Annotated in this window: 11 protein-coding genes; 7 read left to right on the forward strand and 4 right to left on the reverse strand. The window is 59.2% G+C overall.

Features of this window, described 5'->3' with window-relative positions:
* Window positions 1–141: 141 nt before the first annotated feature.
* Complete coding sequence (locus ACIGG6_RS00985) at window positions 142–408, forward strand: hypothetical protein (protein WP_399841358.1); 267 nt, start codon at window positions 142–144, stop codon at window positions 406–408.
* Window positions 409–604: 196 nt separating this feature from the next.
* Window positions 605–1,693, forward strand: a complete 1,089-nt coding sequence (locus ACIGG6_RS00990) for a flavin monoamine oxidase family protein (RefSeq protein WP_399841361.1) — start codon at window positions 605–607, stop codon at window positions 1,691–1,693.
* A gap of 17 nt (window positions 1,694–1,710) precedes the next feature.
* Here the strand turns inward: ACIGG6_RS00990 and ACIGG6_RS00995 are convergent, their stop codons facing one another.
* Window positions 1,711–2,598 carry a LysR family transcriptional regulator gene (locus tag ACIGG6_RS00995; protein ID WP_399841363.1) on the reverse strand — a complete coding sequence of 296 codons (888 nt, stop codon included), beginning with the start codon at window positions 2,596–2,598 and terminating at the stop codon, window positions 1,711–1,713.
* A 131-nt stretch (window positions 2,599–2,729) separates the two neighbouring features.
* Between ACIGG6_RS00995 and ACIGG6_RS01000 the strand changes: the two genes are divergently transcribed.
* Complete coding sequence (locus ACIGG6_RS01000; RefSeq protein WP_399841366.1) at window positions 2,730–4,340, forward strand: NADH-quinone oxidoreductase subunit L; 1,611 nt, start codon at window positions 2,730–2,732, stop codon at window positions 4,338–4,340.
* Entirely contained in the window at window positions 4,337–6,700 is a 2,364-nt protein-coding gene (locus ACIGG6_RS01005; RefSeq protein ID WP_399841369.1) for a putative inorganic carbon transporter subunit DabA, read from the forward strand. The genes ACIGG6_RS01000 and ACIGG6_RS01005 overlap by 4 nt, the downstream gene beginning before the upstream one ends.
* 8 nt (window positions 6,701–6,708) lie before the next feature.
* Here ACIGG6_RS01005 and ACIGG6_RS01010 read toward each other — a convergent pair whose 3' ends face one another.
* From ACIGG6_RS01010 to ACIGG6_RS01020, 3 genes are read right to left on the reverse strand one after another with little or no spacing between them, the layout of a single operon-like run.
* Window positions 6,709–7,881 carry a lipocalin-like domain-containing protein gene (locus ACIGG6_RS01010; RefSeq protein WP_399841371.1) on the reverse strand — a complete coding sequence of 391 codons (1,173 nt, stop codon included), beginning with the start codon at window positions 7,879–7,881 and terminating at the stop codon, window positions 6,709–6,711.
* Window positions 7,878–10,355 carry an FtsX-like permease family protein gene (locus tag ACIGG6_RS01015; protein ID WP_399841373.1) on the reverse strand — a complete coding sequence of 826 codons (2,478 nt, stop codon included), beginning with the start codon at window positions 10,353–10,355 and terminating at the stop codon, window positions 7,878–7,880. Before ACIGG6_RS01015 ends, ACIGG6_RS01010 begins: the two co-directional genes overlap by 4 nt.
* Window positions 10,355–11,017, reverse strand: coding sequence for an ABC transporter ATP-binding protein (locus tag ACIGG6_RS01020; protein ID WP_399841376.1), 663 nt, complete (start codon window positions 11,015–11,017; stop codon window positions 10,355–10,357). Before ACIGG6_RS01020 ends, ACIGG6_RS01015 begins: the two co-directional genes overlap by 1 nt.
* A 187-nt stretch (window positions 11,018–11,204) precedes the next feature.
* Between ACIGG6_RS01020 and ACIGG6_RS01025 the strand changes: the two genes are divergently transcribed.
* The 3 genes from ACIGG6_RS01025 (at window position 11,205) to ACIGG6_RS01035 (ending at window position 13,509) form a co-directional block, all read left to right on the forward strand.
* The gene (locus ACIGG6_RS01025) at window positions 11,205–11,387 is read left to right on the forward strand and encodes a hypothetical protein (protein ID WP_399841379.1); all 183 of its coding nucleotides are present in this window, start codon (window positions 11,205–11,207) and stop codon (window positions 11,385–11,387) included.
* A 102-nt stretch (window positions 11,388–11,489) separates the two neighbouring features.
* Window positions 11,490–12,515, forward strand: a complete 1,026-nt coding sequence (locus ACIGG6_RS01030; protein ID WP_399841382.1) for a hydrolase — start codon at window positions 11,490–11,492, stop codon at window positions 12,513–12,515.
* Window positions 12,508–13,509, forward strand: coding sequence for an aldo/keto reductase (locus ACIGG6_RS01035; protein WP_399841384.1), 1,002 nt, complete (start codon window positions 12,508–12,510; stop codon window positions 13,507–13,509). Before ACIGG6_RS01030 ends, ACIGG6_RS01035 begins: the two co-directional genes overlap by 8 nt.
* The last annotated feature ends 55 nt before the right edge of the window (window positions 13,510–13,564 follow it).

The following is a 13,564-nucleotide window of genomic DNA, read 5'->3' on the forward strand; positions in this document are numbered from 1 at the left end:
CCTGCTTAACGGCTTCGATTTTGAATTCTTCAGTGTAACGGGGACGGCTCATGGATCCTCCTAGATACCTTTAGTATAAGGCCTGGAGGTGTCTATGAAACCTGGGGCGATTCAGTAATAGCAGGAAAAAGGCGCTTGCTTGTGACAGAAGTTAAGGGGCAGTGGCATCCAAAGTTGTACGAAGCTGCATCCAATCAGTTGAGCGAACTGTACTCAATCCACCCCGACGCAGAGCAACAAGGAATATATTTAGTGCTTTGGTTCGGCGCAGAGGAGAAAGTTGCAGGAAAAGCAAAGCATCAGATTTCCGATGCAATGGCGCTTCAGGCTGAGATTGAGAGTTTTCTGCCATCCGAGCTTCAGGGTTTAATTGATGTGTTCGTATTAGATGTTTCAAAGAAAACTTAAATGCTAGGCTCCGTGCTATCTGATCAAAGTAAGGATTCACGTTATCGCAATTTCCGAATATGTTGCATAAATTAAATATATTCTCCTGGATACTAGCGGTGCATAAACTCTATGCTTATAAGGCTAACACCTTTTGGCTATCTTCCTACCTGTCTAAGCTACCCTTCCAACCCTAACCCACCATCGAGACCTCTTCATGCAAACAACACGCATCGTCATCGTGGGCGCTGGTTTGGCGGGGCTGTATGCTGCTTATTTGTTGGAACAGCGGGGCATCACCGATTACGTGGTGCTGGAAGCGCGGGAGCGGGTGGGTGGGCGTATTGCGTCGCTGGTGCCGGATGAGGCCCGTGCTTCTGAGGCGTTTGATCTGGGGCCTTCGTGGTTTTGGCCAGGGTTTCAGCACGCGCTGGGGGCGCTGGTGGAATCGCTGGGGCTGTCGTCGTTTGCTCAGCATGAAACTGGCGATATGGTGGTGGAGCGCTCTCACCAGATGCCGCCTGTGCGCATGCAGGGCTTTGCGAATCAGCCGCCTTCGATGCGGCTGCAAGGCGGCATGCAGGCTTTGATAGATGCGTTGCGCCAGCGTGTTGAATCTTCGCGACTTCATACGGGGCAGGCGGTTCAGTCGATGTCGCTCACCAGCAATGGCAATGTGGCACTGGAGTGTGCGAGCGGGCAGCGTTACAGCGCACAGCACGTGCTGCTGGCAGTGCCGCCCAGGTTGGCGGCGCAGGCGATAACCTTTACGCCGCCGCTGCCGGAGCGGCTTGCTCACCAGTGGGCCAATACCGCTACCTGGATGGCTCCCCACGGCAAATACGTGGCGCTGTATGCCACGCCTTTTTGGCGAGAGGAGCAGCTTTCGGGAGAGGCGCGTAGCTTGATCGGCCCGCTGGGTGAAATTCATGATGCATCTCACCCAGATGGCCACGCAGCGCTGTTTGGCTTTTTTAGCTTACCTGCCAGCGCACGGGCGCAGATAGGCGATGAGGCGTTGCGCCAGTACTGCCGCGCACAGCTAGCCAGGCTGTTTGGCCCTGAAGCAGCTCACCCAACGCGGGATGTGATTAAAGATTGGGCGCAGGAATCGTTCACCGCTACCCATGCCGATCAACAACCTAGCGAGCATCATGGTATGGCACCGCCCGTTCGCGCTGCCGATGGGCCTTGGCAGCCTTGCTTAACCGGCATTGGCAGCGAGTGGGGCGAGCAGTATGCCGGTTACTTGGCAGGTGCCATCGAAGCCGCCGAGCGGGGCGTGGCGGATGTGTTGGCGAAGTAGGGCGCTTGTGCCAAGTGCTAATCCAGCAGCGATTCGCCAGAGCGTGTGAGCAGCGCTTTTAGGCTGGGGGATTCAAACCGGCGCTGAATGGTAATGGCGTAGAACTCCTCCCATACGCCGGGCAGCGCGCCGTAATCTTTGAGGGTGCCGCTGTGCAGCTCGTCGCGCACAACCACGGGGGGCATAACGGCAATGTGCTGAGTGTCACGCGCCAGTAGGCGCATCATCGCCATGTCATCTACCTCGGCGGCAATTTTTGGTGTAAGCCGGTAGTGGCTGCACAACTGGTCAAAGGCGTGGCGAGTGGCGTTTTCCACCCCTGGCAGAATAAACGCGTGGCCGCTCAGGCCGTTGGGAAAGGCGGGTGGCGGCGAGAGGTGGGGTGATGCAATCAAACTCACCGGCTGACGTGCCAGGCGTTGCGAGCGCCAGGGGTGTTCGCTATCACCACGCACGGGTTGGTTAGAGAGCACTACGTCTAACTTGTGTGCAGAAAGCCGCCTTAGCAGGTCATCCATGCCACCGCTTTGCAGTATCAAATCCAGGTCATCTCGGCCCAGCAGCGGCCGTACAAATCCTTCCTGAAAGTTGCGAGAAAGTGTGGCGACTGCCCCGACGCGCACCACCTCGCGGTGGGCGTGGCCGCCTTCAGCAAACAGCGCGCTCAGCTCTTCGCCTTGGGTGAAGATGGTTTCCGCGTAATCAAACGCCAGCCTGCCCGCTTCGGAAAGGTGCAGCTGCCGCCCTTCGCGAATAAACAGCGCTTGGCCCAAGCGCTCCTCTAACTGGCGAATTTGCTGGGAAAGCGACGACTGTGACACGTGCAGCGCTTCGGCCGTGCGGGTCAAGTGGCCTGATTTAGCCACTTGCCAAAAATAGTAAAGATGATGGTAGTTGAGCTTCATGGCAGAGGGCGCCTCAGGCTGCGTGTTGACTATTCGTTCTGTTTTAAAGAACGATTAATGAAAAATAAACTATTTTTTATATGGTGACGAGCTGGGCATAGTCGGTGGCATACGACTAAGGGGGAAAGGCTATGCCAAATTTCGTCGACATAACGGTGCTATCCATAACGGTGCTATTGCTACTGGCGCTGTGGTTACTGGTCCCTATTTCGCTGTTAGTGATGGCGGGCGTCAGCGCACGGGCCAGCACGCCCGCATCGCTGCAGCGCGCTTGGAAAATAGGCCGCTGGTTAACGGCAAGCGCGCTGGTCGCGAGCCTAGCGGTGGGCGGGCTGCTGGTGCTGGATGCACTGAGTGTACCCACCGGCCTGCCCGAAGCCGCTCAGCCGCTGGGCTTGTATCCGGATGGTTTGGCCGTGTGGATGGCGCTACTGATCAGCTTGTTAGGCACGGTGCTGCTGCGTTTTGCAGAGAACTATCTAAAGGGCGATCGTGGCGAGCGTCGGTTTTTGCCCTGGTGCTTGGTGGTGCTGGCAAGCGTGATGCTGCTGGTCTTTACCCATCACCTAGTCGTGATGCTGATTGCCTGGGTGGGCGTGAGTGTGGCGCTGCACCACTTGCTAACGCTCTACCCTGAGCGGGTTGAAGCCCAACGGGCGGCATGGCAAAAATTTGTGGTAAGCCGCTTAGGCGATGCCGCGCTGATTGTAGCGGTAGCGCTTCTCTACGCACGCTTCGGTACCTTTCAGCTACCTGAGCTGTTTGCCGCCGCCGAGGCATCCTCTGGCGGCTGGCAGGTGGAGGCTGCCTCGGTGGCGCTGGCCATCGCGGCACTGTGCAAATGCGCCCAGGTGCCGATGCATGGTTGGTTGATCAAAGTCATGGAAGCGCCCACGCCGGTCTCCGCGCTGCTGCATGCGGGGGTGATTAACCTGGGGGGCTTTGTGTGGCTGCGCCTGTTCCCGGTGTTTGATGGCCTAACGCTGGGCCACTACCTGCTGATTGCGGTGGGTGGTTTTACCGCGCTGGTCGCGGTGATGACGATGCTGACCCAAACCTCCGTCAAGCATGCCCTGGCGTGGTCTACCTGCGCGCAAATGGGCTTTATGCTGTTTGAAATTGGCGTAGGGGCGTACACCCTGGCGCTAGCTCACCTGTTGGCGCACTCACTTTATAAAGCCCACTCCTTCTTGGCGTCTGGCCGTACCGTGCGGGCCTCGCGCTGTGAGCGCCTGCCGCTTGCGCCGCTGCGTCAGCGGCTTTCCCTCGCGCTGCCTGCGGCCGCCGTCGCGGCAACGGTACTGATAATGTGGCCCTCTCTGGTCAGTAATAATCCACTGCTGGGTGCACTGCTTAGCTTGGCGGTGGGCTGCACGCTGTTGGGCATGCCGGTGGGCACCGCCAAACCCAAGCGCTTAGCGCTGGTAGGAATGGCGCTTGCCCTGGTGCCGCTGTATGCCTTGCTACACAGCGTGCTGGCACCGGCGCTGCCCAGCGCCTACACGCCTTTAACACTCACGGCAGGCCTTTTAGGGGCACTGATGCTGGCAAGCCTAGTGCTGGCCGCTGGGGCCGTGACGCTGTTTCCTCAGGCTGCCTGGGTAGCCCGCTGGCGTGTTCACTTTAGCCAAGGGCTTTACCTGGCACTGCCATTTCAGCGTGCGGTGGATGCGGTGGCCCCCATTCGTGCCTGGTCGCGTCCTTCATCGCTTGCCCCTGGTTTAAAAGGAGAGTGGTCATGAGTCAGCCTGTTGCCGTAGACACATCCTCACGCCATTCATCAGCGCCATCGCCAGAGCAGTACCGCGATGCGCTAAAGCGCGCGACCGACACCATTGCCCCGGTATGGCCGCTGGACCAGTGGATAGCGGTGAACCCTTGGTGGGGCCTGAAACATCAGCCCATTGAGCAGGTGAGCCAAGCGCTCAGCCGCCGGGCCGGGCAGCCGATGACCATGCCAGCCGAGTTTTATCGTGACGCTTGGGAATCGGGCCGGATTACTCCGCAAGACTTGCAGCAGGCGCTGCGCCAAGGCGGCTACGCTTATAGCGAGCAGAGCCTAGTGAGCTACTTGGCAACACCGCCAAAGCCGGTAACGCCGCTACGCAGCGCCTGGGATTCCCTGGCAGGACACGATGGGTTTGACCCGCTGGCGGAGAGCTGCGCGAGCTACTTCGATCACCATCAACAGCGCTGGGCAAGCCGTTCTGTGCCTTCGCTTTATCACTTCTGGAAAACGGCGGCACAGCACGATCTGCGCTGGCCTAAAGCGCAGCGCCAGGCGCTACAAACTCTGCCAGATGACCCCACAGCTGCGGTTGAGCAAATAGCCGCAGACTGGGCGCTCACCCCAGAAGCGTTTGAGGTGCTGGCCCACACGCTGCTGCTACGGGTTAACGGCTGGGCTTCCTGGTGCCAAGGCATTGGTTGGCATACCGCCCACCAGCAGGCAGAGGCGGGCATTACCCAGCTGGCGGCCATGGTACTGGCGTGGGAGTGGTTAGGGGTTAACCAACTGACCAGCATCCAGCAGCGCGAGTGGTTTGCCCAGTGGCAAACCGCCGATGCCGCCATTGCTTCTGCGCATGAGGCGCTATGGTGCTGGCAGCACGCCTATGAGCTGGGCTACCAGCGGGCGCTAGCCACGACGTTAGCCGCGCCGGGTACCGAGTTCTTCTCCGCCCCTAAGGTGCAGGCTGCGTTCTGTATCGACGTGCGCTCTGAGCGGTTTCGTCGTCATTTAGAACAGGCCGCACCTACCGTGGCCACATTAGGTGTGGCGGGGTTCTTCGCTATGCCGGTGGCCGATGCGGCTACAGGGCCCGAGCGTGCCCAGCCCCGCGTGCCGGGGTTGTTAAAACCGACTTATCGGGTGGGCTCGTTGCAGCCGCAGCAGCGGGGCGTTCAGCGCTATCAAAAAGAGAGCCAGCGCCAAAGCGTGCGCCACGCGAAGTACGCGCCGCTTTCAACCTTCACCCTGGTGGAGACAACCGGCATTGCCTGGGGCTGGAAGCTGATCAAAGACAGCCTGCGCAAACAGGCAACCGTGCCCCAGTGCGAAGCGCCCGCCGGGCTTTTCCATACCTACGACGGCGAGCCAATTGCCCGCCATGAAAAAATAGCGCTGGCGAAAAACCTGCTAACGCTGCTGGGAACCCCCACGGCCTCGCTGCTGGTACTGGTGGGCCACGACTCCCAAAGCGAAAATAACCCACATCACGCCGGGCTTACCTGCGGTGCCTGTGGCGGGCAGGGCGGTGGCATGAATGCGCGGGTGGCCGCTGCGCTGCTGAACGACCCGGAAGTACAGCAGGCCTTACAACACGCAGGTATCACGTTGCCCAGCCCTTTTCACGTATTGGCCGCCACCCACTGCACACTCACCGACCGCGTGCATGTCTACCGGGATGAGCAGATGCCCGAAGCGCTAGAAGACGCGCTGGCCGCATTTGAAAGCGGTGTACACGTGGCGGGTGAGGCTACTCGTCTTGAGCGGGCACCTGACCTGGGGGTGGATGACGCCGACCCGATTGAGCGCCTGAAAACCTTCGCTATGCGCGGTGCCGACTGGTCGCAACCGCGGCCTGAGTGGGGGCTGGTAAATAACGCCGCGCTTATTTTAGCGCCACGGGCGCGTACCCAAGGGAAAGCGCTGGACGGGCGCGCGTTCTTGCACGACTACCGCCCAGAGCAAGATTCGCAAGGCAAGGTGTTAGAAGGGCTGATGATGGCACCGATGCTGGTGGCCAGTTGGATCAACCTGCAGTACTACGCGTCTACCGTGGTGCCTGGACTGTACGGCGCGGGTAATAAGCTGCTGCACTCAGTGGTGGGTGGCCATGTGGGGGTTATTGAGGGTAATTCGCCCCAACTGCGCATTGGCTTGCCGGAGCAGTCGCTGCGCGATGGCGAGAAGCTTCATCACGAGCCGCTGCGCTTAACCGTGGTGATCGACGCGCCCAGGGAGCGCATCGAAGCGATTATTGAACGCCAGCCGGTGGTGGCGGATTTAATCAACCACCGCTGGCTGTGGCTCACTCGTATGGGAGAAGGTGGCCTAGAGCGCTATTCGCCAAAAGGCTGGCAGCCGGTTGCCGTTTGAGGGGCGAGCTACTCAGCGCTGATAACTTCATAACCGGTCATCTCTAAATAGCCCACCCCGAGCGCTGCCTGTGTGGCGGTGTCGCGCACCGTCACATCGCCTTCCCAGTAGGGCACGGTGGTGGGCATCCAGCGGTTGGGGTCGCGGGCTTCAATGGTGAGGTCTAGCCCCGCGTTGGGCAGTGTCAGCTGCCAAGTAGTAGGTATATCGCGTTGGGCCACTCGGCTGGTGGCGAGTGGCGTTAGCGTGACGTGGTCAGTGCCCATCTGTTGAGTCGTGCCTTCAGCGTCAAACAAGTGGGTAAACAGATAGTCGCCGCCGTTCTCGCCACCGCCACGTAAGCGGTACGCCATGAGCTTACGGCCATCGTTCAAATGCAGCGAAAACCAGTCCCAGCCGGTCTGTTCTGCCGTTAATAGCTGGCTGCTCCACTCCCGATCTAGCCAGCCATTACCCGTGACGGCTTTTTGCTGGCCATTGAGCGTGACGCTGCCTTCAATGCGTAAAAACGGCTGGCTGTAGTAGTGCGAGCCCTGGCCTTCAACGGTTTTGGCGTTAAAACCGTTCTTGCCGTGCCATACCAGTGGGCCCTCTGCTGAAAGCGTTAGCTCGTAGCCAAAGCGCTCGTTGCCTTCGCCGCTGTAGGCGCTAAGCGTAAATTGCTCAAAGTTGGCCGTGGCGGGGCTTTGAAAAATCCAGTCGTCAATCCACGCTTGAAAAGGGGCCGCTATCACCCCTGCCTGCCCTTGGGGCTGCTGGCTGTGGCTGCGGGCGAAGCGTTCGGCTGCAAGGTGGGACTCCCCTTGAGAAAGCCCCATATGCGCCATCCACACTTGGTCGCTGGCCCACTGGGTAGAGGCTGGGCGCTCTTCCGGGGGCACTAGCGCTTGGCGAAACAGCGTCCATTGAAGCCCTAGCGGCTGGTCAGATTCATCTTCTAAGTTAGCGGTGAGATACCACCACTCAATACGGTAATCCGGGTGGGGGCCGTGGTCTTCTGGAAACGCGAGCGGCGCTTCGGCACTGGCTTGGGCATAGCCTTCTGCCTGCGCGCCCAGCCCGGCAAAGCCCTCAGTGGGCGTGTTGGCGTCTTCTTCGCTGCACCCCGCAAGCCCCGCACTAACGCCAGCCGCCGCTGCCATCCATATTGCTAATAAGACGCGTTGCATACGTGATTTCATGCTTCTCCCTCGTTTAGCAGTGCGCGAGGCGAGCTGCGCCATAGTTTCCAGCAGGGCAACGCGGCGGCCAGTAGCGCCACCGCGAGTGCCGTGAACAGCATCATGGCTATTTCACTCGGGAACAGCTGCAGCGGTAGCCGCCAGCCAAAAGCCGCTACGTTGATGACCGCGACCAGCAGCCAGGTAATCGCGATACCGAGTGGCAGGGCAAACAGGCCCGTGAGCAGGGCAAGGCCACCTAGCTGCATCAACGGTAGGGTGACCAGCGTTCTCCGTGGAACGCCCAGCGCCCATAAGGCGGCCAGTTGGCGCTGGCGCTGATGCGCTTGGGCCAACAGCGTGGCGAGCAATGCCAAAGCGGCCACGCCGAGGGTAAGGCCATTTAAAGCGCGGGTAATGCTGAAGGTGCGCTCAAAGATTTGCGTGGCCAGCTGCTTCACCTCCTGCTGATTGATCACTGCTTCACCGGAAAGGTTGAACTCCTCCATCAGCGTTTGGCGAAAGTTCGCCTCGTCAGCGCCATCCCGCAAGGCGACGCCTACGGTGGCCAGCTCGCCCTCAAAACGCCGGGTTAATACCTCGACGGTCATCACCATTTGCGGCTGGGGGTTGCCGTAATCCGGGTAAATAGCGGCAATGGTGACATCGCTACGGCCTTGGCGGCTTGCTAGCGTCAGCGTGTCGCCGGGGGCTAGGCCTTGCGCGAATGCCATCTGTTCGTTAATAAATACGCTGCCTTGGCTGAGCGCCTGCCACGCGGCGGTGCTGCTGTGCTGTGTCTCTAGTAGCGGCCAGTGATCGGTGAGTAGCGGTACGGGGTGAATGCCAAACAACGAAACGCTGCCCTGAACGGGCTGTGCACTGCCTGAAGCAGAGCGAATACTGAGTAAATCTGTATGGCCCCTGGCGGTAGGCAGAATTTCCAGCACGCTCTCTTGATCGCGCAGCCATTCATTGAGCGGGGCCAGGGTAGAGGGCGCAGCATTGATATACAGCGGCGCGCTTAAGCGCTGGTCTAGCCAGTCTAAAAACGTCAGCCGAAAGCCGCCCACCATGCTGCTGACCCCCAAGTTAGTGGCCAGCGCAATCAATAGCGCCATCATGGCCAGCGATAAGCGGGGAAGCTGTAGCTGTATATCCGCCACGGCCCACTGCAGCAGAGCAACGCGACGAACAGCGGCTTGTAAGCCGTTCAATATGGCATTGAGTAGCGGCGGCAAGCAGAGCGCACTGGTGAGCAGTAGTGCCGCGACCAGTGCGAAACTCAGCATCAAGCCGCTGCCGCTAGGTAGCCTGCTCAGCCAAAAGGCCAGCCCAAGGGTAAGCAGGTCCGCTAAACCGCCCGCTGTCAGCATGCGCCTTAGCTGGCGCTGGTAGCCGCTGCGCCAGGCATAGGCGTGCCCAAGGGCGAGCACGTTAAGTCTTGCCGCTCTCCACAGCGTACCGCTACCGGCCAGCAGTAGGCCGCCCAGCGTGATCGCAATGCTCCCTAGCCAGTAATGCCAGGGCAGGGCGAGTGACTGTTGAACATCTGCCCGGTAGAGCGATGTCAGCGTGCTGGCCACATCCGGCAGCAGTTTTCCGGCAAGCCACAGCCCGCTGAGTAGCCCGGCGGCTGCGCCTATGCCACCCAATACCAGTAACTCAATCAATATCGCTAGAGTAATAGTGGCGGCGGGCACGCCCAGGGCGCGAAGGGTGCGCAGCGTTGTTAGCCGTTGCTCCATGGCTAAGCCAAGCGCGGCTTGAACAATAAACAGCCCCACCACTAAGGAGAGAAACGCTAGCGCGGTTAAATTGAGGTGGAAGCTGTCGGTGAGCTGTTCAGGAGAGGCAATGCTGGCCGCTCGGGTGATTCGGTAGCCGCTGGGCGGTTGTTCAATGTCATCCGGTGCGCTCACCAAGCTCAGTGTGGCCTGTTCACCGTAGAGTGCGTAGAGCGCGCCGATATCCATCACCAGCGTGTCTGGCGGCAGGTCGTTACGCAGTTGCAGGGGCGGTAGCGGTTGCCCACTGAGTAGCGGCGTCGCACCTGGGGCATCGCCACGATTGAGCCCTAGAGTGGGCAGAGTGTCCGGGGCGAGCTGAGTTTGCCAAGGGGGTGTGATGAATTCAGTGAGTGAGCCGCTGCCCTCTCCTGGAGGCAGCGTAAAGGGGTCAATGCCTAACAGCGTTAGCGGTTGTCCTTCATGGCTGAGGCTCGCTTCGAGCAGCGGCGAAATCGGAAGCCCCGCTCGCCGCAGCGCGATGTAGTCGTCCATGCTGAGTGGCGCGTTGTCTAGGCGGTCTAGCTGGTCGGTGTCGGCGCTGAACAGCTCGTTGGCTCGGGCGTAGCTCTCTTTCGCCGTGGCGTTAATGGCTTGCACGCTGCTCCACAGGGCGCTGGCAACCCATAGCCCCACCAGCAGCATCGCCAGCTGCCCAGGGTGGCGCTTGTAGTGGCTAAAGAGCGTGATGAGGACGCGCTTCATCATCAGCGTGCGTCCTGTAGCTGGCCGTGATGCAGTCGAAAGGCGCGGTCCAGCGGCGCGGCTACTCGCGCACTGTGGGTGACCATTAACAGCGCACACTGGGTCTCTTTCACCAGCGATAGCAGCAGGTTTAGAACGCTATCGGCGGTGTGCTCATCCAGGTTGCCGGTGGGTTCATCGGCCAGCAGCAGCGCAGGGCGAACGGCCAGGGCGCGACCAATCGCAAGCCGTTGCTGCTGGCCCCCAGAGAGCTGTTCAGGGTAGGTCGCCTCCCGGCCGGCTAACCCCAGCCGCTCCAGCAAATAGGCGCTCCACGCTGGGTCTTCTCGGCCTGCAAGCCGTGCTTGGAGGCGCAGGTTATCGGACACGTTCAAGCTGGGTACTAGATGAAACTGCTGAAACACCAGGCCGAGCTGTTGGCGACGCAGCTTTGCACGCTCGGTTTCATTCAGCGCGGAAAGCGTGTGGCCATTGATGACCACGCTGCCCTGGTCAGGAGTATCCAGCCCGGCGGCTAAGTGAAGCAGAGTAGATTTACCGCTGCCTGACTCGCCCATCAGCGCCAGGCTTTCGCCTTGTTTAAGCGTGAGGTTTACGTGATGGAGCACATGCAGTTCGCCCTGAGGGGTACTGAAGGTTTTACTAAGCTGATGCAGGGCAAGCATGCGCGTCTCCTGGGTGACTAATCGTCGTTACTATAGCAAAGCGTTAACCAAAAGGGCGGTAACTTATACGCATCTTTTGCAGTTTGTGTTTGTTGGATAGTTCTGGGTGAGGGCGGCTTGTGGCGCCATGTTGGTCTAGTCTCAAATCGAACAGTGCTCATCACGAAGTGCAAACCAAGGAGAAAACATGGATAGAATCTACGCGTGGGATCACAAGCACGAGCGAGTGGTGTATCGCATTCCTGGGCATACCCACAAAAATGGCCGAGAAGATAGCGACCTTTCCCCGGTGTGGCTGTCTGCCCAGCCGGAAGACCTGCCCGAGGGAGTAGGCATTGATGACCTGCGTAAGGTGGATGTCGAGGAGTAGCGGGAATTGAGGCGTAACGAGAAAGCCATTCGGCGCGGCCACTGCGTTTTGTTAAAAGTTTGCTAAGCTAGCCAGCGGTTTTCTTAGCGGGTACGCAATGGTATGAGTTCGCTTCACTCCCTCTTTCGCCCCACGCGCTGGCTGCCCGGCGGGCATTTGCAGACCCTGTATAGCCCGTTATTCCGCGCGAAACCCAGGCTTCAGCGCCAACGCGAGCGCATGACGCTGCAAGATGGCGATTTTATTGATCTGGATTGGTACGGCCCGCAAGGCGAACAGACCCGCTGCGCCATTCTGCTCCATGGTTTAACGGGTAGCTCGTCATCGCTGTATATCTTAGGCCAGCAAAAGGCGCTGGCCGCACAGGGTTGGCAGAGTGTGGCGGTGAACTGGCGGGGGTGTTCCGGCGAGCCTAACCACCGTGCCCGAGGCTATCACTCCGGTGCAAGTGAAGATTTGGCCGATATTGTGACGCAGCTGGTGGCGCGCTATCCCGGTAAGCCTTTGGTGGCCGTGGGTTACTCACTCGGTGGTAACGTCCTTTTAAAGTACCTTGGCGAGACCGGCAGCCAGTGCCCTTTGCGTGCGGCGGTGGCTGTTTCTGTACCGTTTCGTTTGGACCACTGCGCGGATCGGATTAGTCAGGGATTCTCCAAGGTGTATCAAGCGCGCTTCTTGCGTGCCCTGCGCCATTACGTGGAGTCTAAGCAGCACGCATTTCGCCAGCAGGGTCGCACCGATGAGCTGGCGCGGCTTATGTCTCTTGAAACGCTAGAAGGCATGAAGACGTTTTGGGACTTTGATGGTCGAGTGACGGCCCCTTTACACGGTTTTAATAGCGCCGATGAGTATTACCAGCGCAGTAGCAGCGCCTATTTTGTTAACGCTATTCAAGTGCCTACCCTGATGGTTCACGCTAAAGATGACCCGTTTATTTACCCCCATAGCGTACCGGAAGCCCACGCGCTGCCTCACTGCGTGGCATTAGAACTCTTCCCTAGCGGTGGGCACGTTGGGTTTATTGAAGGTAGCCCTTGGCGGCCGCGCTACTATCTCGAGCATCGTTTGCCTACGTGGCTAGACACACAGGTGCCGCATACACCATCTATCGAGGTTGGATATGTCTGAATTTTATAACCGGTTAAAGGAAGTCGCATCGCCACGTATCGGACTTGGCTGTATGAACCTCTCGCATGGCTACGGGCACTATGTGCCGGAAGAGCAGGGCATTCGGGCGCTCAATGATGCTTTTGAGATGGGCTACCGCCATTTTGATACGGCGACGCTCTACGGCGGTACGGCTAACGAAAGCCTGTTAGGAAAGGCGCTGGCTTCTAAGCGGCGTGAGCTATTGCTGGCCAGCAAGTGTGGCATGGCCATGGACCCTGTGAGCGGTAAACGGGTGATTGATGGCCGCCCCGATACGCTCCGCCGCCAATGTGAAGAAAGCCTGACTCGCCTGAAAACTGATCACCTAGACCTCTATTACCTCCACCGTATGGACCGCCAGGTACCGATTGAGGAGAGTGTGGGAGCGCTAGGCCGACTGGTGGAGCAGGGCAAGCTGCGCGCTGTGGGCCTTTCGGAAATATCTGCTGATACGCTACGCAAGGCACACGCTGAATACCCGGTAGCGGCGGTGCAGTCAGAGTACTCGCTGTGGACACGTAACCCCGAGATTGCCCTTAGCCAAGCGTGCCAAGAGCTGGGTACCGCGCTTGTGGCTTTCAGCCCGCTAGGTCGCGGGTTTCTCTCTGGCGCTATTCACGCCCATACCGCTTATGCGGAAGGCGATATGCGTGCCGGAATGCCGCGCTTTAATGGCGATAATCTGACCCATAACCTGACGCTGCTGGCGCATTTTAATGCGATGGCGAACGATTTAGAGATGACGCCTGCCCAGCTGGCGCTTGCTTGGGTAAAGGCGCAGGGCGACCATGTCATTCCCATTCCTGGGTCACGCTCCGTTAGCCATATGCAGGAAAACCTCTACGCCGAGCAGGTGGTATTAAGTGAAGTGGATTTGGCTCAACTCAATAAAATGATGCTGCCTGGAGAAATCGCCGGTGCTCGTTACAACGAAGCGCAGCAGGCAGATATCGATACAGAAGAGTTTGTATAAATAGGCAGCGAGTTTATTTTCGGTGGCCCGTTGCTTTCTTTTTGCACTGGGCTAC

It is taken from the genome of Vreelandella lionensis (genome assembly GCF_044543515.1).
Taxonomy (GTDB): domain Bacteria; phylum Pseudomonadota; class Gammaproteobacteria; order Pseudomonadales; family Halomonadaceae; genus Vreelandella; species Vreelandella lionensis.